This window comes from Novosphingobium sp. FG90 (assembly GCF_057808725.1).
In genome coordinates, this window is record NZ_JBMDIO010000024.1 from 1 (window position 1) to 22,093 (window position 22,093).

23 protein-coding genes are annotated in these 22,093 nt (G+C 66.8%); 12 read left to right on the top strand and 11 right to left on the bottom strand.

Annotated elements, in window-relative coordinates; translation table 11 throughout:
* The first annotated feature begins 110 nt into the window (after nucleotides 1-110).
* From ACODRZ_RS18435 to ACODRZ_RS18445, 3 genes are all read left to right on the top strand, one after another.
* Nucleotides 111-1,856: a methanol/ethanol family PQQ-dependent dehydrogenase gene (locus ACODRZ_RS18435; RefSeq protein ID WP_488972023.1), complete on the top strand. Its 1,746-nt coding sequence runs from the start codon at nucleotides 111-113 to the stop codon at nucleotides 1,854-1,856.
* Nucleotides 1,857-1,917: 61 nt separating this feature from the next.
* The gene (locus ACODRZ_RS18440) at nucleotides 1,918-2,598 is read left to right on the top strand and encodes a response regulator transcription factor (RefSeq protein ID WP_008830497.1); all 681 of its coding nucleotides are present in this window, start codon (nucleotides 1,918-1,920) and stop codon (nucleotides 2,596-2,598) included.
* 45 nt (nucleotides 2,599-2,643) lie between these two features.
* A complete protein-coding gene (locus ACODRZ_RS18445; protein ID WP_488972022.1) occupies nucleotides 2,644-3,075 on the top strand; it encodes an acyl-CoA thioesterase in 432 nt (143 codons plus the stop codon).
* A 97-nt stretch (nucleotides 3,076-3,172) separates the two neighbouring features.
* On the opposite strand, the gene ACODRZ_RS18450 is transcribed toward ACODRZ_RS18445, so the two are convergent.
* From ACODRZ_RS18450 to adh, 4 genes are all read right to left on the bottom strand, one after another.
* Nucleotides 3,173-5,404, bottom strand: coding sequence for a hybrid sensor histidine kinase/response regulator (locus ACODRZ_RS18450; protein WP_488972021.1), 2,232 nt, complete (start codon nucleotides 5,402-5,404; stop codon nucleotides 3,173-3,175).
* A 198-nt stretch (nucleotides 5,405-5,602) separates the two neighbouring features.
* A complete protein-coding gene (locus ACODRZ_RS18455) occupies nucleotides 5,603-6,778 on the bottom strand; it encodes an FIST N-terminal domain-containing protein (protein WP_488972027.1) in 1,176 nt (391 codons plus the stop codon).
* 63 nt (nucleotides 6,779-6,841) lie between these two features.
* Nucleotides 6,842-7,279, bottom strand: a complete 438-nt coding sequence (locus ACODRZ_RS18460; RefSeq protein WP_488972026.1) for a DUF779 domain-containing protein — start codon at nucleotides 7,277-7,279, stop codon at nucleotides 6,842-6,844.
* 328 nt (nucleotides 7,280-7,607) lie between these two features.
* Nucleotides 7,608-9,128 carry an aldehyde dehydrogenase gene (adh, locus tag ACODRZ_RS18465; protein ID WP_488972020.1) on the bottom strand — a complete coding sequence of 507 codons (1,521 nt, stop codon included), beginning with the start codon at nucleotides 9,126-9,128 and terminating at the stop codon, nucleotides 7,608-7,610.
* Between the two features lie 202 nt (nucleotides 9,129-9,330).
* Between adh and ACODRZ_RS18470 the strand changes: the two genes are divergently transcribed.
* The 3 genes from ACODRZ_RS18470 (at nucleotide 9,331) to ACODRZ_RS18480 (ending at nucleotide 11,438) form a co-directional block, all read left to right on the top strand.
* Nucleotides 9,331-10,818 (top strand): helicase HerA domain-containing protein, encoded by a 1,488-nt coding sequence (locus ACODRZ_RS18470; RefSeq protein ID WP_488972019.1) that lies wholly within the window; start codon nucleotides 9,331-9,333, stop codon nucleotides 10,816-10,818.
* 240 nt (nucleotides 10,819-11,058) lie between these two features.
* Entirely contained in the window at nucleotides 11,059-11,235 is a 177-nt protein-coding gene (locus tag ACODRZ_RS18475) for a DUF4169 family protein (protein ID WP_488972018.1), read from the top strand.
* The gene (locus tag ACODRZ_RS18480; protein ID WP_488972017.1) at nucleotides 11,235-11,438 is read left to right on the top strand and encodes a hypothetical protein; all 204 of its coding nucleotides are present in this window, start codon (nucleotides 11,235-11,237) and stop codon (nucleotides 11,436-11,438) included. Before ACODRZ_RS18475 ends, ACODRZ_RS18480 begins: the two co-directional genes overlap by 1 nt.
* A gap of 96 nt (nucleotides 11,439-11,534) precedes the next feature.
* Here ACODRZ_RS18480 and ACODRZ_RS18485 read toward each other — a convergent pair whose 3' ends face one another.
* From ACODRZ_RS18485 to ACODRZ_RS18495, 3 genes are all read right to left on the bottom strand, one after another.
* A complete protein-coding gene (locus tag ACODRZ_RS18485; protein WP_488972016.1) occupies nucleotides 11,535-12,014 on the bottom strand; it encodes a hypothetical protein in 480 nt (159 codons plus the stop codon).
* A 115-nt stretch (nucleotides 12,015-12,129) separates the two neighbouring features.
* Nucleotides 12,130-13,188, bottom strand: coding sequence for a L,D-transpeptidase family protein (locus tag ACODRZ_RS18490; protein WP_488972015.1), 1,059 nt, complete (start codon nucleotides 13,186-13,188; stop codon nucleotides 12,130-12,132).
* 116 nt (nucleotides 13,189-13,304) lie between these two features.
* Nucleotides 13,305-13,775 carry a peptidylprolyl isomerase gene (locus ACODRZ_RS18495; protein WP_488972014.1) on the bottom strand — a complete coding sequence of 157 codons (471 nt, stop codon included), beginning with the start codon at nucleotides 13,773-13,775 and terminating at the stop codon, nucleotides 13,305-13,307.
* Nucleotides 13,776-14,012: 237 nt separating this feature from the next.
* On the opposite strand from ACODRZ_RS18495, the gene mgtE reads away from it, so the two are divergent.
* From mgtE to ACODRZ_RS18510, 3 genes are read left to right on the top strand one after another with little or no spacing between them, the layout of a single operon-like run.
* On the top strand, nucleotides 14,013-15,446 hold the full coding sequence (gene mgtE, locus ACODRZ_RS18500; RefSeq protein WP_488972013.1) for a magnesium transporter: 1,434 nt from the start codon (nucleotides 14,013-14,015) through the stop codon (nucleotides 15,444-15,446).
* Nucleotides 15,447-15,474: 28 nt separating this feature from the next.
* Complete coding sequence (locus tag ACODRZ_RS18505) at nucleotides 15,475-15,870, top strand: DUF1489 family protein (RefSeq protein ID WP_488972025.1); 396 nt, start codon at nucleotides 15,475-15,477, stop codon at nucleotides 15,868-15,870.
* 32 nt (nucleotides 15,871-15,902) lie between these two features.
* The gene (locus ACODRZ_RS18510; RefSeq protein WP_488972012.1) at nucleotides 15,903-16,109 is read left to right on the top strand and encodes a helix-hairpin-helix domain-containing protein; all 207 of its coding nucleotides are present in this window, start codon (nucleotides 15,903-15,905) and stop codon (nucleotides 16,107-16,109) included.
* Nucleotide 16,110: 1 nt separating this feature from the next.
* On the opposite strand, the gene ACODRZ_RS18515 is transcribed toward ACODRZ_RS18510, so the two are convergent.
* Genes ACODRZ_RS18515 through ACODRZ_RS18530 form a run of 4 tightly spaced genes read right to left on the bottom strand, consistent with a single transcriptional unit; the run spans nucleotide 16,111 to nucleotide 19,790 of the window.
* Complete coding sequence (locus ACODRZ_RS18515) at nucleotides 16,111-16,518, bottom strand: DUF1801 domain-containing protein (protein ID WP_488972011.1); 408 nt, start codon at nucleotides 16,516-16,518, stop codon at nucleotides 16,111-16,113.
* A gap of 32 nt (nucleotides 16,519-16,550) precedes the next feature.
* Nucleotides 16,551-17,471 carry an NAD(+) diphosphatase gene (nudC, locus tag ACODRZ_RS18520; RefSeq protein WP_488972010.1) on the bottom strand — a complete coding sequence of 307 codons (921 nt, stop codon included), beginning with the start codon at nucleotides 17,469-17,471 and terminating at the stop codon, nucleotides 16,551-16,553.
* The gene (locus tag ACODRZ_RS18525; protein WP_488972009.1) at nucleotides 17,443-18,741 is read right to left on the bottom strand and encodes a serine hydrolase domain-containing protein; all 1,299 of its coding nucleotides are present in this window, start codon (nucleotides 18,739-18,741) and stop codon (nucleotides 17,443-17,445) included. The genes nudC and ACODRZ_RS18525 overlap by 29 nt, the downstream gene beginning before the upstream one ends.
* Complete coding sequence (locus tag ACODRZ_RS18530; RefSeq protein ID WP_488972008.1) at nucleotides 18,738-19,790, bottom strand: A/G-specific adenine glycosylase; 1,053 nt, start codon at nucleotides 19,788-19,790, stop codon at nucleotides 18,738-18,740. Before ACODRZ_RS18530 ends, ACODRZ_RS18525 begins: the two co-directional genes overlap by 4 nt.
* A gap of 29 nt (nucleotides 19,791-19,819) precedes the next feature.
* Between ACODRZ_RS18530 and ACODRZ_RS18535 the strand changes: the two genes are divergently transcribed.
* From ACODRZ_RS18535 to ACODRZ_RS18545, 3 genes are all read left to right on the top strand, one after another.
* On the top strand, nucleotides 19,820-20,401 hold the full coding sequence (locus ACODRZ_RS18535; protein ID WP_488972007.1) for a DUF721 domain-containing protein: 582 nt from the start codon (nucleotides 19,820-19,822) through the stop codon (nucleotides 20,399-20,401).
* Entirely contained in the window at nucleotides 20,401-21,138 is a 738-nt protein-coding gene (locus ACODRZ_RS18540) for a thioredoxin domain-containing protein (protein ID WP_488972006.1), read from the top strand. Before ACODRZ_RS18535 ends, ACODRZ_RS18540 begins: the two co-directional genes overlap by 1 nt.
* Before the next feature lie 189 nt (nucleotides 21,139-21,327).
* Nucleotides 21,328-22,089, top strand: a complete 762-nt coding sequence (locus ACODRZ_RS18545) for a DsbA family protein (RefSeq protein WP_488972005.1) — start codon at nucleotides 21,328-21,330, stop codon at nucleotides 22,087-22,089.
* Nucleotides 22,090-22,093: the final 4 nt, after the last annotated feature.

The following is a 22,093-nucleotide window of genomic DNA, read 5'->3' on the forward strand; positions in this document are numbered from 1 at the left end:
CTGACGATGGCCCACGGCCACAGCCGAAATTACACCACCTTGACGGACGCGACCGCATTGTCCCGAAGCACGCACCCCCGGCCGGGATACCCGAAAAACGGAGGGACAGGATGAAGCGGCGTTTCACATATATACTCGCAGCCCTGACGGCAGCCAGCAGCCTCGCGGCAGTGCCGCTCTCGGCAGCGGACGGCCCGACCGGCGCCGACCTGCTCAAGGACGCCGACACCCCCGGCGACGTGCTCACCTATGGCATGGGTCCATGGCAGCAGCGCTTCAGCCAGCTCGACCAGATCAACACCGGCAACGTCGCGAAACTGCTCCCGGTCTATGCCTCCTCGCTCGGCGGCGAGAAGCAGCGCGGGCAGGAAGCGCAGCCGCTGGTCTATGACGGCACCATCTACGTCACCGGCTCCTACTCGCGCCTGTTCGCCTTCGATGCGCGCACCGGCGAGAAGAAGTGGGAATACAACGCCCGCCTGCCCGACGCGATCATGCCGTGCTGCGACGTCGTCAACCGCGGCGCCGCGATCCATGGCGACAAGATCATCTTCGCCACCCTCGACGCGCATCTGGTGGCGCTCAACCGCAACACCGGGAAGGTCGTGTGGAACAAGAAGACCGGCGACTATCAGGCCGGTTATTCCGCCACCGCCGCGCCGCTGATCGTCGGCGACAAGGTCATCATCGGCAACTCGGGCGGTGAATTCGGCATCGTCGGCGCGGTTCAGGCGCGCAATGTCGATACCGGCGAACTGATCTGGGAACGCCCGGTGATCGAGGGCCACATCGGCACCCTCAACGGCCAGCCCAACGGCATGACCGGCAAGCTCAACGCCACCTGGCAGGGCGACTTGTGGAAGACCGGCGGCGGCGCGACATGGCTGGGCGGCACCTATGACCCCGGCACCAACCTCGTCTACTTCGGCACCGGCAACCCGGCGCCGTGGAACAGCCACCTGCGCCCCGGCGACAACCTCTACACCTCCTCGACGCTCGCCATCGATGCCGACACCGGCGTCATCAAGTGGCACTACCAGACCACCCCGCACGACGGCTGGGACTTCGACGGCGTGAACGAGTTCATCCCCTTCGACGCCACCATCAAGGGCAAGGCGATGAAGCTGGGCGCCAAGGCCGACCGCAACGGCTACTTCTACGTGCTCGACCGGACGACCGGCAAGTTCATCTCCGCCAATCGCTTCGTCATGCAGACCACCTGGGCCGACGGCATCAACCCCAAGACCGGCCGCCCCAACGTGATCGACGCGGGCCGTCCCGGCGCGCCGAGCGGCACCGAAAAGGGCAAGCCGGTGTTTTCTTCACCCTCGTTCCTCGGCGGCAAGAACTGGATGCCGATGGCCTACTCCAAGGACACCGAGCTGTTCTATGTCCCGTCGAACGACTGGGGCATGGACATCTGGAACGAGCCGATCGCCTACAAGAAAGGCGCGGCGTACCTCGGCGCGGGCTTCACCATCAAGCCGATCGCCGAGGACCACATCGGCGTGCTGCGCGCCATGGACCCCAAGACCGGCAAGATCGTGTGGGAATACAAGAACAAGGCCCCGCTGTGGGGCGGCGTGCTGACCACTCACGGCAACCTCGTCTTCACCGGCACGCCCGAAGGCTATCTCAAGGCGTTCGACGCCAAGACCGGACAGGAGCTGTGGAAGTTCCAGACCGGCTCGGGCGTAGTCGGCTCGCCCATCACCTGGGAGCAGGACGGCGAGCAGTACGTCGGCGTCATGTCCGGCTGGGGCGGCGCGGTGCCTTTGTGGGGCGGTGAAGTCGCCAAGACCTTCAAGGAAATCAGCCAGGGCGGCATGCTCTGGGTGTTCAAGATCCCCAAGTAACGCAACCCCAAAATGGCGCGCCGGTTACCGCTGGCGCGCCATCCCTCCCCGGGATAAAGACATGGAAACACTCGCCGTCACGGAAAACAACATGGGCGAATATGGGGCACCCGACCGCGTTCTGATCGTCGACGACCACTCTCTGGTCCGCGACGGGCTACGCTCGATCTTCGACGATGCCTTCCCCGACTGCACGATCCTCGAGGCGGACAGCCTCGAAGCGGCGCTCAGGGTGCTGGACGAAGCGGGCGACGTCGATCTCGTGCTGCTCGACCTCAACATCCCCGACGTCTCGCACCTTTCGGGCCTGCAGGCAGTGCGGGACAAGTTCCCCGCCACGCCGGTGGTGATGGTCTCGGGCGTGACCGACCGCAACGTGGTGCGCGATGCGTTGGCAGCGGGGGCTGCGGGTTTCGTGCCCAAGTCATTGAAGCGCGCGGCGATCGTCGATGCGCTGCAGCAGGTGCTCTCGGGCGAGATCTACATGCCCGACCTCCCCGGAGACGAAAGCGCGGCGGCCGAGGAAGACCTGATCCGCGCCCGCATCGACACCCTCACCCCGCAGCAGCGCGTGGTGCTGGGGCATCTGGTGGCGGGAAGGCTCAACAAGCAGATCGCCTATGAACTCGACGTCTCGATGACGACGGTGAAGGCCCATGTCTCGGCGATCCTGCAGAAGATGAACGTGTTCAGCCGCACGCAGGCGGTGATCATGGCGGGCAAGATCGGCTTTCGGGGGTAAGGAAGCGCTGGCGCTCCTTCGCCGGCTCTCCTAACACCGCCCCCGATGAGCCGAGAACCCTTGCGCCCGCGCACCGCCTACCGCGCCTTCGTCCCCCTGACGACGCGCTGGCATGACAACGACGTCTACGGCCACGTGAACAACGTGGTGTATTATTCGTACTTCGACACCGCCGTGAACACATGGCTGATCGAGGCGGGCCTGCTCGACATCGAGAGCGGCGACCCGATCGGCGTCGTGGTGGAGACCGGCTGCCGCTATGCCGCCTCGGTGCATTTCCCGCAAAAGCTGGAAGTCGGCATGACGGTGGCGAAGCTGGGCACCAGCAGCGTGACCTATCACCTCGGCCTGTTCGTCGAGGGCTCGGAAGAACCGGCGGCCGAAGGGCATTTCACCCATGTCTATGTCGGACGCGAAAGCCGCCGCCCGGTAGCCTTGCCCGATAACTGGCGCGAACAGCTGACTGAACTGGTCTAAAGCACGCGGGGCCTTCGACAAGCTCAGGCTGAGCGGATTCAGGGGTAGGTTTTACTCCCGAACCCCGCTCAGCCTGAGCCTGTCGAAGGCCCCTCAGCTACAGCACATCCATCTGCCGCAGCAGCGCCCGCAGTTGCGCGGGCTTCACCGGCTTGTTCAGCAAGGGGAGCGCCAGTTCGGCCAGTTGCGCCTTGGTTTCCGGCCCGCGATCGGCGGTGATGACCATCGCCGGGATGGCCCGCCCGGCCTTCTCGCGCAGCATCGCCACCGCGCGGTCGCCGGTCAGCCGGTCGTCGAGGTGGTAGTCCACGATCAGCATCGCCGGTCCCTGCTCCAGCGCGGCCAGCGCCGCCGCATCGGCAGGATCATTGGCGGTCACCACGTCCAGCCCCCAGTTCTCCAGCAGCGCTTCCATCCCCGCAAGAATGCCGGGATCGTTGTCAATCACCAGCACCAGGCCGCCCGCCCCGGCGCGCGGAGCGGCAGGCATCGCGCCCGGCGCCTCCGGCGAGGCGACCGGGTCCACGCGCGGCAGGCGGATCGAGAAGGCCGCGCCCTTGCCCGGCGCGGTATCGAGTTCGATCCCGTGGCCCAGCATCGTCGTCACCCGCCGCACGATGGCGAGCCCGAGACCCTTGCCGGGGATCTTCTGCGTCTTGCCGACGCGGCGGAACTCCTCGAAAATCTCGTCGCGATCGGCCTCGGCGATCCCCGGCCCGGTGTCGCGCACCGTCACCACCACCGCCCCGGCCTCCTCGCCGACCTCGACGGCGACGCTGCCGCGCTCGGTGTAGCGGATCGCGTTGGAGACGAAGTTCTGCAGCACCCGGCGCAGCAGGCGCGGGTCCGAGCGCACCCATAGGCCCGTATCGGGCACCACGAAGTCCAGCCCACCCGCAATCGCCAGCGGCCCGAACTCCACGCGCAGCGCGGAGAGGATCGCGCCCAGCGACAAGTCCGCGAATTCGGGCTGGATGGCGCCTGCATCGAGCCGCGAAATCTCGAACAACGCTTCCAGCAGGTCTTCCACCGAATCGAGCGCCGTCGACGCCTGATGGGCCAGCGAACGCGGCCGCTCCGCCATTGCATGACCGTCCATCGCGGACACGAACAGCCGCGCCGCGTTCAACGGTTGCAGCAGATCGTGGCTGGCCGCCGCGATGAAGCTGGTCTTGGAGCGATTGGCCGTCTCCGCCTCGTTCTTCGCCTCGACGAGTTGGCGGTTCACCTCGACCAGTTCGGCGGTGCGCTCGACCACGCGGCGCTCCAGCGTCTCGGCGGTTTCGGTCAGGGAGCGTTCGAACTGGATGTGGTCGGTCACGTCGTCGAACGTGAAGACCATGCCGCCGTTCTTGAGCGATACCGAGCGGACGGTGAAATAGCGTTCTCCTCCGACGCCGTCCCGCATCGTGCAATTGGTGACGACCCGCGCCCCGCCGCCCGCGCGCCAGTCCAACGCTTCGGCGCGGTCCAGCCCGCGCTCGCCGATGCACCAGCGCATCAGCGCCTCGTGCGTGTCGATGCGGGGGCCTTCCTCGACCGCGTGGTCCATAAGCGCGAGGACCGTTAGCATGCCCTCGTTCCATGCCTGCAACTGGCGCTGGGCATCGAACAGGCACACCCCTTCGGAGAGCGTGTCCAGCGTCGCCTGCAGCGCGAGGTTGCGCTCGGCCAGTTCGCGAGCGCGCTGGCGGGCATCCTCCGCCTTCACGGTGGTGATGTCGGTATAGATGCCGACGGTGCCGCCATCGGTCGTGCGCAGTTCGTTGATCTGGATCCAGCGCCCGTCCGCCAGCGCCTGCACGTGGGCACCCTGCGCCCGGCGATGCTGCGCCATGCGATCGCTCAGCCAGCGCTCGGGCGCCATGCGCGAACCCATCGTGGCGCCTGTCTGGGCAAGGCGGCTGGCCAGCTCGGCGAACTCCGGGGCATCGTCGCTGACACCCTCGAAATTCGGGAAGATCTTCAGGTAGCCGCGGTTGCACAGGACCATGCGGTCTTCAGCATCGAACAGCGCGAAGCCGTCCGACAGGGATTCGATGGCGTCGCGCAGCATGATCCTGGTGGCGGTAGCGTCGCCGTGCGCCGCTGCAAGTTCGGCATTGGCGGTGTTGAGCCGCTCCAGCGCGACTTCCAGCGCCTCCGTCCGGTCGCGCACCATGGCGTCGAGGGAGATCGCCGTCTCGAACATCGAGAACGCTCCGCCCTGCATGTCGGTGGAGCGCTCCACCCGGTCCATCAGCGCGGCGTTGATCTTCTCCAGCTGCGCGATACGGGCGCGCAGGCGGGCGGTTTCGGTGTCGCGGGCGTCGGGGTCAGTCAGGGCCATGATCGAGCCCCAACTCCGCGCCCTATTCCCCCGTCACCCTGAACTTGTTTCAGGGTCCATCGCGCAGCAACCACTGCCCTATCCCGCAGCAAACCGACAGCGCCGCTGACGAACCGACCCTCCGGCACCAACCGCCCAATGGACCCTGAAACAAGTTCAGGGTGACGAATCTGGTGGAGGCGAGCCAGCGCGAGCATGCTACCGGTCCGTCACCGTTTCCACCGCCCGCCCGATCGCCAGCCCGCTGAAAGTCTGGTTCATATGCGCGGCGAGGAACTGCTCGCCATAGGTGCTGAACCCCAGCACGTTGTTCTCGACATAAATGTCGGAAACTTCGCGCATGATCTGCCGGTCCTCGGCGTCGAGGCGATTGAGCACGCAGTCGAAACCGATGATGTGGTCGATCTCCCCGACCTTGCGCGAGACCGACTGGAACAGCTCGCGCATCCAGGTGAGCCGGTCGACCGGCTCGCCGATGGTCAGTACGACGCCAGTGTCGATCGCGCAGTAGAAGGTCAGCGAGCCGTCGGGGTTCGCCGTCTGCACCGAGCGGACGTGATACTGCCCGCCGGTCCGCACCATCGGCGGATGGGCGGCGAAGAAGTGGACGTCGAGTTCCTCCCCCGGAGAGCCGGAAAGCCGCAGGTATTCCTCGGCGGCGGGGGCGGCGTTGATCTCGTAGACGGTGCGGGTTTCCGGGTCCGCCTCGGTGATAACCATCTTGGCCGGGCCGGGGCGGTAGTGATTGGCGCAGAAGACGTGCATCGGGCGGCGGCTGGTCAGCACCGCGATAACCGCCGCGTCGGAATGGAAGCGCCCTTCGTGCAGCACCGCCGTCTCGCGGAAGGACAGGCCGTCGCCGCTGGAGCCGCCGATCAGCTGGACGTCGCCCAGCGCATGCTGCGCGGTCATCGTCAGCAGTTCCTCGCGGTGCGACAGGCCGTCCACGAAGAACAGCGCCACCTGATGCAAATCCTCCGCCGCGCCGTGATCCAGCCGCGCCCCCGCGACGAGCTGACGGATCGCGCCCTGTGCGGTCACCGGGTCGAAATTGTCGAGATCCTCGAACCGCAGCGAGGCCATCGAAAAGCCGGCAGCGGGAAAGCCGATCAGCAGCAGGCTGTCCGTGTCATAGCCCCGGCTGGTGAGTTCGCCCGCGCTGGTGCAGCCGATCAGCGGCACCCCCGGCAGCCTTGCGGTGAGTACGCGCGCCAGTTCCTCGCGCGGGTAGCGGTGCGAGCAGAACAGCAGCGCGCCTGCCAGTTCCACCCCGCCGATCGCCTCGACCAGTTCCGCGACGGCATCGCCCGGATCCTGCGCGTGCGAGGCGCAGGCCACCAGCGGGCGGTCACCGTCGTGAAGCTGTGCGTCCATTCGCATGTCCCTCTCCTTCCGGCCGCCCTCTTCGGTGCGGTCCGTGACCCAAGCGCGAAAGTTCTAGGCCGAACCGCTCCCCTCGCCAAGCGCATTCACGGCATCGCCCCGCAGTGGGTCACCTGCCGCTTCGAGCGCGGCGTTTTCCTCGTCGGTGAAGATGCGGCTGCGCACGATGAAGCGTACGCCCTCGGGCGCCTCCAGGCTCATGCCCGAGCCGCGTCCGGGCACCACGTCGATGGTGACCTGCGTGTGGCGCCAGTATTCGAACTGCGCCGCGCCGATCCACACGCGGGTGTTGCCGATGAGCGTGCCGAGCAGCACGTCCTGCGCGCCGACGCGGAACTCGCCCTCGGTGAAGCACATCGGAGCGGAGCCGTCGCAGCAGCCGCCCGACTGGTGGAACATCAGCGGGCCGTGGATGGCGCGCAGCCGCTCTATCCATTCCTCCGCCGCCGGTGTGGCGAGGATGCGGGCCGGGAGATTGGCAGGCAGGCTCATGACGCCGAAAAGCGGCGGATGGCGCAAGGGCCATCCGCCGTTTCGAGGTATCCGGCGCCGTTATGGTGGCGGGACGCCGGGTTGAGAGCCTGTGAGACTGTGGCAAGCGCCACGGTCGAAATCCTGTCTTCGTCACCCTGAACTCGTTTCAGGGTCCATTCGGCCGCCAGCCCTGCGCTGTGCCGCAGTAAACCGAAAGAGCCGATGGCGAACCGACGCTCCGGCACCAACCGCCCAATGGACCCTGAAACAAGTTCAGGGTGACGGAGCGAATGTTGGAAGGAACTGTGGCTGGACGAGATCGTCGCCCAGCCTTGGTCTGCCTTCATTAGAAAAAGCCGAGCTTCTTCGGGCTGTAACTGACGAGCAGGTTCTTGGTCTGCTGATAGTGGTCGAGCATCATCTTGTGGTTCTCACGACCGATCCCCGACTGCTTGTAGCCGCCGAACGCCGCGTGGGCGGGATAGGCGTGGTAGCAGTTGGTCCACACACGCCCGGCCTGGATGCCGCGGCCGATGCGGTAGGCCCGGGTTCCGTCGCGCGTCCATACCCCGGCGCCGAGGCCGTAGAGCGTGTCGTTGGCGATCTCCAGCGCCTCCTCGTCGGTCGAGAACTTGGTCACGGCAAGCACCGGACCGAAGATCTCTTCCTGGAACACGCGCATCTTGTTGTGGCCTTCCAGCACGGTCGGCTGCACGTAGTAGCCCTGCGCCAGTTCGCCATCATGCGTGGCGCGCTCGCCGCCGGTTAGCACCTTGGCGCCTTCATCCTTGCCGATCTGGATATAGCTGAGGATCTTCTCCAGCTGGTCGTTCGATGCCTGCGCGCCGATCATCGTCGAAGCATCGAGCGGACTGCCCAGCTTGATCGCCTCGACGCGCGCGATCGCCTTCTCGATGAAGGCGTCGTAGATCGATTCGTGGACCAGCGCGCGGCTGGGGCAGGTGCAGACCTCGCCCTGGTTGAGCGCGAACATGGTGAAGCCTTCGAGCGCCTTGTCGAGGAAGTCGTCGTCGTGGTCCATCACGTCGGCGAAGAAGATGTTCGGGCTCTTGCCGCCCAGTTCCAGCGTGCAGGGGATCAGGTTTTCCGAGGCATACTGCATGATCAGGCGGCCGGTCGTCGTCTCGCCGGTGAAGGCGATCTTGGCGATGCGCTTGTTCTGCGCCAGCGGCTTGCCCGCCTCGATGCCGAAGCCGTTGACGATGTTGAGCACGCCCGGCGGCAGCAGGTCGGCGACGACTTCGGCCAGCACCAGGATCGACATCGGCGTCTGCTCGGCGGGCTTGAGCACCACGCAGTTGCCCGCAGCCAGCGCCGGGGCCAGCTTCCACGCGGCCATCAGGATCGGGAAGTTCCACGGGATGATCTGGCCGACCACGCCCAGCGGTTCGTGGAAGTGGTAGGCGATGGTGTCGTGGTCGATCTCGGCGATCGAGCCTTCCTGCGCGCGCAGGCACGATGCGAAGTAGCGGAAATGGTCGATCGCCAGCGGAATGTCGGCGGCGGTCGTCTCGCGGATCGGCTTGCCGTTGTCGATCGTCTCGGCCAGCGCCAGCTTGTCGAGGTTGGCTTCGAGGCGGTCGGCGACCTTGAGCAGCGTGTTCGCGCGCTCGGTGGGCGAGGCCTTGCCCCAGGCGTCCTTGGCGGCGTGCGCGGCGTCGAGCGCCAGTTCGATGTCCTCGGCGGTGCCGCGCGCCACCTGGCACACGACCTGCCCGGTCACCGGCGAGATATTGTCGAAGTACTGCCCCTTGACCGGGGCCACCCACTTGCCGCCGATGAAGTTGTCGAACTTCTCGCGGATGAGCGACTCGCCCGCGAATTTGCCAATCGCCTGTTCCAGCATCCCAAATCTCCGAACCTGACCCCCGTGGGGTTTCGACAGGCAATGTGAGCCGATGGGCGCGGCAGGCCAATTGTACCTTGGGACGATGAAAGGCGAGGCGTGCGGCAGATCGGCCCGCCACCCCAAGCGCGCCAGGACGCAACCTCTGGATAACCCCCCGCCCCGCTTGCACCCCGCCCCCCGCTTTGGCACTAGCCCGGACGTGAGCGCGAACATCGTCATCGGCACCGCCCAGCGCGGAGAGCCGGTAGAGATCGACATCAAGGAACTCTTGGCGACCCGCCTGCTGGTGCAGGGCAATTCCGGGTCCGGCAAGTCGCACCTGCTCCGCCGCATCCTCGAGGAGAGCGCCGGGATCGTCCAGCAGGTCGTGATCGACCCCGAGGGCGACTTCGTCAGCCTTGCCGAGCAGTTCGGCCACGTCGTCATCGACGGTTCCGCCTATGGCGAGGCCGAGATCGCCCGCCTCGGCGCGCGCATCCGCCAGCACCGCGCCTCGGTGGTGCTCGCGCTCGACGAGCTGGAGATCGACCAGCAGATGAAGTGCGCCGCGCAGTTCCTCAACGCCCTGTTCGATGCCCCGCGCGATCAGTGGTATCCTGCGCTCGTGGTGGTGGACGAGGCGCAGATGTTCGCCCCCGCCGCTGCCGGCGAGGTCTCCGAGGAAGCCCGCCGCGTCAGCCTCGCGGCGATGACCAACCTGATGTGCCGCGGCCGCAAGCGCGGTCTGGCGGGCGTGATCGCCACCCAGCGCCTTGCCAAGCTGGCCAAGAACGTCGCGGCCGAGGCCAGCAACTTCCTGATGGGCCGCACCTTCCTGGATATCGACATGATCCGCGCCGCCGACCTGCTCGGCATGGAACGGCGGCAGGCCGAGACGATTCGCGACCTCGGGCGCGGACAGTTCCTCGGCCTTGGCCCCGCGATCGCGCGGCGGCCGGTGTCGGTCAGCGTCGGCACGGTGCAGACCGGCGCGAAGTCGGTGACGCCGGGCCTCGCCCCGCTGCCCACGGCGACCACCGAGGAACTGCGCGAACTGCTGCACGACAATCTCCACGTCGAGCCGGACCGTCCCGAGTTCCACCGCCCCGCCCCGCGTGTGGACGATGCCGAGACGCTGGCCCGCCGCATCGCCGCGACCGAACTGCTCGAACCCACCACCGCGCAGGCCCGCGAACGCGAGCGTGAAAGGGAGCGCAACGAGCCCGGCGCCGAGGAAACCCGCGCGGCGATGATCGAGATCATGAACGTGATGGCCGAGGAACCGGACTGCACGTTCCAGTCCGCGACCACGCTGTTCCAGGACTTCACCATCCGCTGCCGGATGAAGGGCATCTCGGTGCGCGGGCTGGACGCGACGATGTTCCGCCGGGGCTTCGCCGCCGCGCTGGCGGGGATCGAGAACCCCGACGACGCGCGCTGGGAAGACCTCATCAACCTCTCCAAGCACGTGCCCGACGATGCGCTGGCGACGTTCTACGTGATCGCCCGCGCCGCGATCGACGGCAAGCCTTGCCCGGACGACATGGACCTCGCGCGGATCTACGGCACCAGTTCGCCCCGCCGCGTGCAGCGCCTGCTCGATTATCTGGAGAAGGACGGGCTGATCGTGGTGCGCACCGACTTCTCTGGCAAGCGCTCGGTCGGCCTGCCCGATCTGGGCGTGACCACGGCACCGGTCGAGGCGTGACCGTTCACCGGGCCGATTACCACACACCGTCACCCTGAACTTGTTTCAGGGTCCATTGGGCCGATGGCGCGGTGTTGTAGTTCCTGAAGCGCCAACGCGGCTCTGTGACTCGACGCTCCGGACAATGCTGCCCGATGGACCCTGAAACAAGTTCAGGGTGACGACGAATTTTTCCTGGACGTGGAGCGTTCTCGAAACGCCGGTCTATCGCGCCTCACCGAACCCGTGTAGGACGCCCCCATGGCCGAGATCATCAACCTGCGCATGGCCCGCAAGGCCAAGGCCTGCTCCGCCGACAAGGCCGAGGCGGCTGCGAACCGCGCCCAGCATGGCCGCACCAAGGCCGAGAAATCCGCCACGCAGGCCGAGATCGCGCGGATCGATCGCACGCTCGACGGGGCCAGACGGGAAGACTGATGCGCACGACTTACGAAGACGCCAGCGTGCGCCTCTACTACCTCGATGGCGGGGCCGAGGGCGGCGCGGCGAACACGCTGTTCTATGGCCCGCTGTCCGAAGCCATGCGCATCGCCTCACTGCAGAGCGAGGAGGTGCAGGACGGCCTGTTCCTCGCCACCGACAACGATGTGGTGGCTTACGTGGACCTGCTGGAAAGCTGAACCTGTTCCGTCATTGCGAGCGCAGCGAAGCAACCCAGGGCGGTTTGATACTGCCCTGGGTTGCTTCGCTGCGCTCGCAATGACGAAGGGGCGAGATCAGAACTTCGCCTGCACACCCGCCGCGACATAGTGATCGCCGACGTTCACCTTGCCCGAGAGGAACGGCGCCAGCGGCATCGCGGCGGTGCCGTAGGCACGCAAGTCGTTGCCGATCAGGCGCGCGCCGAGGCCGAAGGTGAACGACATCGGCAGCGTGTAGGTCGCCTCCACTTTGCCGAAGATCTTGGTGCCCGAACTATCGCAATGGCCGTCTCCAACCTGCTCGTCGTTGGAGCGGCGGAAACACTGCGAGTTGTCCTCGTAGTACCCGTCATGGTCACGCTTGTGGAAGAACGCCCCGACCGCCGGAGTGATCGCGAAACCGCCGTCCTGGATCACCGGCACGCCGACGGCGAGTTCTCCGCCCCAGCTGCCTTCGGAACGGGCGACATTGGCCTCGGCGGTGACGGTCGCCGCATTGGCGGTGGAGGCGGCAAAAGCGCAGATGCCCGCAAGGGCGATCAGGCGGATCTTCATGGGCGGGGGACTCCCTGTATCCTTGGAAACGATGGGAATCGGCTAGATTCCACGCATCGCGCGAACAAGAGGCCCGGATTCGCCCTGCCCCGTTAAGGACTCGGCCCGTCCGTTTTCACGCCTGGAACAGAACTTCGGTTCCCGAATGGACCATCTGTGCAAGGCGCGCCGCGTCCCAGTTGGTCAGGCGCACGCATCCATGGCTTTCTGTGCGACCGATCTTCGCGGGCTCGGGCGTGCCGTGGATGCCGTAGTGGTCCTTGGACAAGTCGATCCACACCACGCCGACCGGGCCATTGGGGCCGGGGGCGAGGCGCTTTGCAGTATCGTTCTTGTTGGCGTCCCAGAACAGGTCCGGATCGTACTGGTAATCCGGATTGCGCGAGGTACCCTTGATCTCCCACTTGCCGAGCGGGAGCGGATCATGGCCGCTGCCCGTGGTGACGGGGAATTGCGCGATGAGTTTGCCTTGCTTGTCAAAGGCCTGCAGGGTACCCTCGGACTTGTCGACGACGATCTTCTCGGCTGTCGGCTGGTCGCCGGCGACACCGAGGCGCTGCAGCGTGTCGGACCAGCCGCGCTCGTCACCCTCAATCTTCGCGACGGGCACATTGGCGATCGCGGGAACGCGCACCGTAGTGCCCGAACCGACTTTCGTGCCGTGGCCGTTGAGTGCCACCAGCGTATCGGGCGTCGTATGAAAACGCTCGGCCAGCGCCTCGGTCAGCGAGCGGTAGCCGAGATGGTCGAAGCCCGCCTGTTGGGAGGTTCTGGTTGGCAGGTTGCGCGTGAAAGGCCCCCGCGCGAAGGCATCGGGGATCACCACCAGCCGCGTCGCCGCCATGCCCTGTCCGGGGAACAGCGCCTGCTGGGTTGCCGGATCGAGCTGTCCGCTACGGGGAAGCCCGCGCGCTTCCTGGAAACCGCCGAGCGCCAGCTTGTAGGATTGCCCGTCCTTTCCATCGATCACGCCGGGCGAGAACCCCGCGCGGTCGAGCGCCACTTGCGCGCGCATCAGCAGGCTGTCGGCGGCCTCCGTCTCGCCGCCGCCGGGGGCATCGGCGAATGCAAGGGTGTCGGAATTCTTCGCGGGAGCTTTCGCCTGCTCGGCCTGAGGCCCGCATGAGGCCAGCAGCACGAAGCAGGAAAGGCTGAGGGGAACGAGACGTTTCAAGCATCACCCATCGTTATGGTTCTGTTGCCTTGAAAACGCCCGAAAACCGCGAAAGCTCCGCAAACGAAAAGGGCGGCCCCGCAGGACCGCCCTTCCGTGTTCCGTTTCGGGACCGCTCAGCCTGCGCTGACGGTCGCCTTGACGATCTTGCCCGGCTCGCGCGGCGGCTCACCCTTGGGGAGCGCATCGACGTGCTCCATGCCTTCGACGACCTGGCCCCAGACGGTGTACTGCTTGTCGAGGAATGTCGCGTTGTCGAACACGATGAAGAACTGGCTGTTGGCCGAGTGCGGCGCGCTGGTGCGGGCCATCGAGCAGACGCCGCGCACGTGGGGCTCGGCGTTGAATTCGGCCTTCAGGTCGGGCTTCGACGAACCGCCCATGCCGGTGCCGTTGGGGCAGCCGCCCTGCGCCATGAAGCCGGGGATCACGCGGTGGAATTTCACGCCGTCGTAGAAGCCTTCGCCGGCCAGTTCCTTGATGCGCTCGACGTGGCCGGGGGCGAGGTCGGGGCGCAGCTTGATCTTGACGTCGCCGCCTTCGCCGTTGCCGGTGTCGAGCGTGAGGGTAAGGAATTCGTCAGCCATTAGCCTGTCTCCATGAGGCCGATGCACGATGGCACCGGTAAAACTTTGGCGCCCGATATAGGCGATGGCGCGGCAATGTCACGGGGGGACCGCAAGACCACCTTTCCCCACCACCCCCGTCACCCTGAACTTGGTTCAGGGTGACGAAGTGGGGGACAGCTTGCTCATCTGCCAAATCTGCCCAAACCGGCCCTGCCCCCTGTTGCAATTGCGAGATAGCTGCGTAGACCGGCGCGCATGAGCGAAACGGACCTCAAGCACGACCCGATGGGAGAAGCGGAAGACACCGCACGTCAGGATGTGCCCGAGTCCGAATCGCTGGACGAAGACAACCGCCTCAAGCCCGAATTCGTCCGCAGTGTGAAGGAAGCGCTGGACGACGAGGACACCGACCGCGTCTACGACCTCGTCGAAGGGCTCCACCCTGCCGACATCGCCGACCTTTTCGAGCTGTTCGACGAACGCGAGCGCCTGACACTCGCCAGCGCGATCCGCGACCTGATGGGCTCGGAAGTGATCGCCGAACTCAACGACTGGGTCCGCGAGGCGCTGGTCGAGGCGCTGCCCGCAGACGTCGTCGCCGAGATCGCCGAACAGCTCGACACCGACGACGCCGTCGCGATGCTGGAGGACCTCGACGAGAAGGACCAGCAGGCCGTCCTTGCCGAAATGGAGCCGGAAGACCGCGCCGCCATCGAATCGGCGCTGTCCTACCCGGAGGAATCCGCCGGCCGCCTGATGAGCCGCGAGCTTGTCGCGGTGCACGAATCGATGACGGTGGGCGACCTCATCGATTTCCTGCGCGAACATCGCGAACTGCCGACCGAGTTCTGGGAAGTGTTCATCGTCGATCCCATGCACCGCCCGATCGGCACCTGCTCGCTCTCGTGGATCCTGCGCACGCCGCGCAACATCCCGCTCTACGACGTCATGGCGCGCGACCAGACGCTGATCCCGGCGGACATGGACCAGGAAGAAGTCGCGCTGCGCTTCCAGAAGTACGCGCTGATCTCGGCAGCGGTGGTGGACCCTGCGGGCCGCCTGATCGGCCAGATCACCGTCGATGACATCGTCCACATCATTCAGGAAGAAGCGGGCGAGGACGCCCTCTTGCTCTCCGGTGCAGGCGACGGCGACATCAACGAGCCGATCCTGCTGACGGTGCGCGCGCGCCTGACGTGGCTGGTGGTGAACCTTGCGACGGCGATGCTCGCGGCTTCGGTCGTCGGGCTGTTCCAGGGCGCGATCGCGAAGTTCGCGCTGCTGGCGGTGCTGATGCCGATCGTGTCGGGCATGGGCGGCAATGCGGGCACGCAGACGCTCGCCGTGGCGGTGCGCGCCATCGCCACGAACCAGCTGACCGATTCCAATACCGTCAGGATGATCCTGCGCGAATTCCGCATCGCGCTGGCCAACGGCTTCGCGCTGGGGCTGCTGATCGGCGTGGGGACGTGGCTGATATTCTCCAACCCGCTGCTCGGCGCGGTGATCGCTTCGGCCATGGTGATCAACAATCTGGTCGCAGGGCTGATGGGCATCCTCGTGCCGGTGGCGCTGGACAAGTTCAACGTCGATCCGGCGGTGTCCTCGGCTGTCTTCGTGACGACGGCGACGGACACGATGGGCTTCTTCTCGTTCCTCGGCCTTGCGGTCGTGGTGGGGCTGGCCTGACAGGCAAAGCGATCCTATCTTGGCGGCCATGCCGCTCAACATGACCAAGATCGCCTTCTCTGCCGAAAGCCCCGCCTCCTTGCGCGCATGGCTGGAAAGCCACCCGGACGAGGCGCTGATGACCACCCGCTATCTACCCAAGCGGCACGAGGAGATGATCGGCGGCTCGCTCTACTGGATCTTCGAGCATGCGCTGATCGGCCGCTCGCCGATCGTGCGGTTCTCGCAGCGCGAGGACGGCCGCTGGCACATCCACCTCGAACCGCGCCTGATCCCGGTCGTCACCCAACCCAAGCGCGCGCATCAGGGCTGGCGCTACTTGTCCGAAGAAGACGCCCCGCGCGATCTGGGCGAAGGCGAAACGGCAGGCGATGCGATGCCGCCCAAGCTGGCGCGCGAACTGGCGAAGCTGGGGCTGGTCTAATGGATCGCTTCAATGAGACGGAACGCGCGGCCTTGCTTGCTGTCAAAGGCGTAGGCCCCACGGTCGTATCGCGTCTGGAAGAACTGGGCATCGCCGGCTTCGCCGACCTCGCCGCCGCAGACGCCGACGAAATCTGCACGCAAGTCTCCGCCAGCCTTGGCGCGACATGCTGGCGTAACAGTCCGCAGGCCCGCGCCGCGATCAGTGCCGCGATCGCCCGGGCGCGCGAACCGGCGTGATCTAAAGCCGCTCATTAGGCAGTTCGCTGGCCTGCCTGACCCAGTCGGCGAAGAGGGCCTCGTCGATCCTATCATCCTCATGAATGTGGAAGTGGCGGACTTCAGCCTGCTTCGACTTCTCCGGCGGCTGAGGGAGCAGCGAAGTGCCCTTGAAGAACGTCACTTTCACGTAGCGATCGAAGCAGTGGAAGCCGAGGAACCACTCTCGCTCGGCCATGCCGTATAAAGGCGTGTTCCACTTCACCGCCTTGCGCACGCCGGGCACGCTGCGCGTTACGATGGCATCTATCGCCTCACCCACCCGGCGCTTCCAGCCCGGCATCGCGGAAATGTAGGCTTGCACGGGCGCGTCGCCATCACCCTTGGGTATCTGCGGGTTACCCCCGGAAAGCAGTTTCTGTTCGCTCATGCCTCACACCTCTTCGGCGGAGGCTATCGCGATCAGTCTCCGCGTTCCACCCACCACTTGAGCAGCACATGCGCCACCGCGTGCTTCGGCGGCGCCCCGAAAGCGCGGCCCATCTCGCCCGCAGCGACGGCTTCGAGCGCATCCACGCATTCCTCGCGGGTGAACCAGCGCACGTCTTCCAGCTCGGTCTCGTCGATGACGATGGCCGGGTCGTCGGCGAAGGCGTGGCAACCGATCATCAGCGAGGACGGAAAAGGCCAGGGCTGGCTCGCGACATATTCGACATCCCGCACACGCACACCCGCTTCCTCGAAGACCTCGCGCGCCACCGCTTCCTCGATCGTCTCGCCCGGCTCCACGAAGCCTGCCAGCGCCGAGTAGCGATGCGCCGGAAAACGCGGCTGGCGGCCGAGCAGCAGCTTGCCGTCATGCTCCACGGTCATGATGGTCACCGGATCGACGCGCGGGAAGTGCTCGGCCCCGCAGCCGGTGCATGAGCGCTGCCAGCCGCCCTTGGCAAGCACCGTGGCCGCGCCGCAGACCGCGCAGAAGCGGTGCCGCGAATGCCAGCCGACCAGCGCCCGCGCCCCGCCGTAAGCCGCGAGTTCGCCCGGCTCCAGCGCGTTCATCGCATTCCAGCTCGGCGCTCCGGCGGCGGGAATGCCCGGCAGCACTTGCGCGAAACAGCCGCGCCCACCTTCGAGGCCGAGGAAAAGCAGTTCCGCATCGTCTTCCGCATCAGCGAGGCTGCCCCAAACGAGCCCGCCCTCCGCCGTCATCACCGGGTCGAGTCCGTCCAGCTTCAGCAGCCGCGCGCTCGGCCCCATCAGCGCGGCAATGGCCTCCGGGTCGCCGCGCACGTGGTCGGCGCGGTCGATCGGCGATCCGCCGAAAGCGATAGGAGCGTCATAGGTCAGCAGCACGTCAATGTTTCTCCAGGATCGCGAGCACATCGGCCTTCAGGGCCTTCTGGAATTCAGGCAACAGGTCGAGGGCATTGGGCGGCATGAACTGCACGAAGATCTGCGAGCGCAGGCCATGGACCATGTCGACCATGCCCACCGTCCCTGCCGCGCCCGACCAGCCGTAGAGCCCGCTCTCCGCCCCCTGCCCGACGCGCCCTCCAGCGCCGAAGCCGCTGGGACCGCCGAACATCTCGGGCACGAGGACACCGGGCGGGAGCAGATTGGAGGTGCCCATCCGCACCGCGCTCTCGGACAGCACGCGCACGCCGTCGATCATGCCCATCTGCGCCAGCATGCGCAGGAACCGGTCGTAGTCGCGCGGACTGCTGACCAGGCCCGCCCCGCCGAACGGGAAGGCGGGCTTGTCGAGGTAGATCGAACTCGCCCCCTCGTCGATCGGCGCCAGCACGCCGCCGACGGCCGCGTAATTGGTGGTGAGGCGGTGGGCGTCGGCGGCCGGGACGCGAAAAGCCGTGCTGGTCATCCCGGCGGGGCCGAAGATCGTGTCCTGAAGGTAGACGTCGAACGGCTTGCCCGAGACGACCTCGATCACACGCGCCATCAGGTCGAGGCCCATCGAATAGCTCCAGCGCGTGCCGGGATCGGCGACGAGCGGCACTTGCGCCAGCCCGCGCGCGAATGCGTCCAGTCCCTTGACCGGCTCACCCCGGAACAGGCCGGGCAGCTTCATCCGGCTGATCTGCCCGGCGACGAGGCCCTTGTCCTCCATCAGCGTCTTGATCGGCCCCTGCTGGATGATCGTGTAGCCGATCCCGGACGTATGCGTGACCAGATGCCGCATCGTGATCGGCCGGGGCGCGGCGTGGACCTTGGTAATCGAGCCGTCGTACTCGTCCTGCACCATCATGTGCGCATATTCGGGCAGCACGTCCGCCACGGGCTGGTCAAGGCCGATGCGCCCTTGCGCCACCAGTTCCATCGCGGCCATGCCGGTGATCGGCTTGGTCATTGAATAGATGCGGAACAGACTGTCGGCGGTAACCGGATCGGCGTCGTTGAAGCCTTCCGAGCCCCGCGCGACATATTCGGGCTCACGTCCCGGAAGGCCCAGCGAGGCGACCATGCCGGGAAACCTGCCCGGCCCCACCCAGCGCTCGACGACCGCGCGGACCTGCGGGATCAGCTCCGGCTGCTGCGCGGCGCGCGCCAGTCGCGGCAGTATCGCCCCGAGCCCCGCAGCCGCCCCCATGCCGAGCAGCATGCGACGGTCCAGCGCGGCTTCGAGGCGATCGATCATGCGTCTTCCTTCTCAGCCAGCGCCAGCCGCGCGGCCTTGGCGAAGAGGGTGGGCAGCCCCGCCTCGTCGAGCCGGTCGAGCGGCCACCACTCGCCCTCCCCCAGCCCCTCGAATCCATCGCCGAGGTAGACCGCAAGGTTCAGTTCCAGCGCGAAGTGCGTGAAGACGTGGCCGACCTTGCCCGCGCTTTCCCACGGTCCGGCGAGCGGCCCCTCGCCCGAACCGTCGATGCGCGCGGCCCAGCCATCGTCGGGCAGGGCGCGCATTCCGCCGAGCATGCCGCTGCCGGGGCGGCGGACCAGCCAGACCTCGGCTTCGTCCCGCTCGATCCAGAAGGCGCGGCCCTGTCGGACCGCCTTGGCCTTCTTCGCGGCCTTGACCGGAAGCCTTGCCGGATCGCCCATCCGCCGCGCCTCGCACGGCGCGGAAATCGGGCAGAGCAGGCAGCGCGGATTGCGCGAGGTGCAGACGGTCGCGCCAAGGTCCATCATCGCTTGCGCAAAGTCACCCGCGCGCAAATCCGGCGTAATCGCGTCGGCCTTGGCGCGGATGGCAGGGCGCGAACCGGGCAAGGGCTCCTCGATAGCGAAGAGCCGCGAGACGACGCGCTCGACATTGGCGTCCACCACCACCGCTCGCCGCCCGAAGGCGATCGCGGCAACGGCGGCGGCGGTATAAGCCCCCAGCCCCGGCAGTGCGCGCAGGCCCTCCTCGGTATCGGGAAAGCGCCCGGTCCGCGCCACTTCGCGCGCGCAAGCCAGCAGGTTGCGGGCACGGGCGTAGTAGCCGAGCCCCGCCCACGCCGCCATGACCTCCTCGTCCGCAGCCGCCGCCAGCGCCTGCACGGTCGGCCAGCGCGCGGTAAAGGCGGCAAAGTAGTCCTTCACCGCCGCAACCGTCGTCTGTTGCAGCATGACTTCGGACAGCCAGACCCTGTACGGATCAGGCGCAGGCTGGCCCGGAAGCGCGCGCCACGGCAGGTGGCGGGCATGGGCGTCGTACCAGTCGAGCAGCAGCGCCGCGATTGCAGTATCCGAACTGGCATCCATGCCGCCGCTATGGCATTGGATCGCGGGCAATGGAACGGAATAGCGGCAAATCCCCCGGTGAATCGAAGGCACGTCCCGCCAAGGGCAAGACGGGCCTCAAGCAGTTCGAGCGCATGCGCGGCGGACAGGCGCGGCAGATCTCGGACCTGATGCCCGAAGTCGGCCGCACCGCCTTCCGGCGCTTCGGCTTCGTGCAATCGAGCGTGGTGTCGCGCTGGCCCGAGATCGTCGGCGCCCGCCACGCCCGCGTCTGCTCGCCGGAATCGATCCGCTTCCCGCCCGGAGAGAAGAGCGACGGCATCCTCCAGCTGGTCGTCGTGCCCGCTCATTCGCCGATGATCCAGCACGTGATCCCCGAGATCATGGACCGGGTGAACCGCTTCTTCGGCTATCAGGCGGTCGCCAAGGTGAAAATCCGGCAAGGTGAGGTTAAGCCGCCTGTTGCCACGCAGCCGCGCCCGTCCGCGCCGCCTTCGCTGAAACCGGTCCCGTTCGAGCTTGGGGAGTCGCTGCGCGACATCGGCGACCCGGAGCTTCGCGCGGTCCTCGAATCGCTGGCACGCAGCATGGGCGCTGCCGAAAGCAAGCCTGACAGTCAGGAAGACAAGTGATGACCAAGACCGTCTTTCGCGCCGTGGCGCTCGCCGCCTGCGCCGTTCTCAGCATGGCCGCTGCTCCCAAGGGCGCCGCGCCGAGGAAGGGGCTGCCCGCCGCCTCGACGAACTGGGCGACTGCCACCGCCGTAACCGCCGACGGCAGCCACCGGCTCGGCAATCCGGACGCGCCGCTCAAGCTGGTCGAATACGTCAGCTACACCTGCCCGCACTGCGCCCACTTCCACAAGGAAGCGGACCCGGTCCTGCGCCTGACGATGGTGCCCAAGGGCCAGATCTCGGTCACGGTGACGAACTTCCTTCGCAATCCGATCGACCTCACCGTGGCCATGCTGACCAACTGCGGCGATCCGAAGCGCTTCTTCGTGCGCCACAACGCCTTCTTCGCGTCGCAGGACAAGTGGCTCGCCAAGGCCGAGGCGACCAACCGCGAACAGCAGCAGCGCTGGTATCAGGGCGACTTCCCCGCCCGCATGCGCGCCATGGCGAGCGACCTCGGCTTCTACGACCAGACCGCTTCGTGGGGCCTCAGCCGCGCGCAGACCGACCAGTGCTTCGCCAACACCGCGATGCTCGACAAGCTCAAGGGCCAGCAGGGCGAAGTGCAGGCGCTTGGCCTGCAGGGCACGCCCAGCTTCACGCTCAACGGCAACCTGCTCGACGGGCACGACTGGGCCACGGTGTCCAAGGCGATCATCGACAAGCAGGCCCAGCAGCGCGCGGGCAATATCTGATCCACGAGCCCACCCCCGGCCCGTCCCGCATGCGGGAGGGGAGCGAGACTTGGCAGCTTGCTGCCTAGTCGCAGCGGGGTGGGCATTCCCACACAACGCCACACTTGTGGAATACCCCCGTCCACGCTTCGTTTTCCCCCCTCCATGGGCTAGCCCTGTAACAAATCCACACGAAGGATTCGCCTCCCGATGACCCGCACCCGTTTCCGCACCATCGCCCTCGGCCTCGTGGTCGCCCCGCTGGCCCTCGGCCTCGCCGCTTGCGGCAAGAAGGACGAGCCCACCGCCGGTGCCACCTCCGGCGCGCCGATCGCCAAGATCGCCGCTCCTGCAGGCAAGTCCTGGGCCGACACGATCGAGAAGACCGCCGAGGGCGGCTATCGCATGGGCAACCCGAACGCCCCGATCAAGCTGGTCGAATACGGCGCCCTCAGCTGCTCGCACTGCGCCCTGTTCGCGCAGCAGAGCTTCGAACCGCTGCGCGACGACTACGTCGCCAGCGGCCGCGTCAGCTACGAACTGCGCTACTTCATGCTGAACGCGCTCGACATTCCGGCCTCGCTGCTCGCCGAATGCGGCTCGACCGAGGCGGTGATCCCGCTCAGCGAGCAGTTCTGGGCCTGGCAGCCCAAGATGTTCGAGAACATGCAGGCCGCCAGCAAGGAACGCCTCGCCCAGATCGATGCCTTGCCCAAGGAGCAGCAGCTCGCCGCCATTTCCGAAGTCGCGGGCATGACCGACTTCTTCGCCTCGCGCGGGATCGCGCGCGATCAGGCCGCCGCTTGCCTCGCCGACACCACCAAGGCCAAGGCACTCGCCGACGGTACGCAGAAGGCGAGCGAGCAGTTCAACGTCACCGGCACCCCCACCTTCATCATAAACGGCAACAACGTCGGTTCGATGGAATGGGACAAGCTGGAGCCCAAGCTCAAGGAAGCAGGCGCGCGCTGACCGG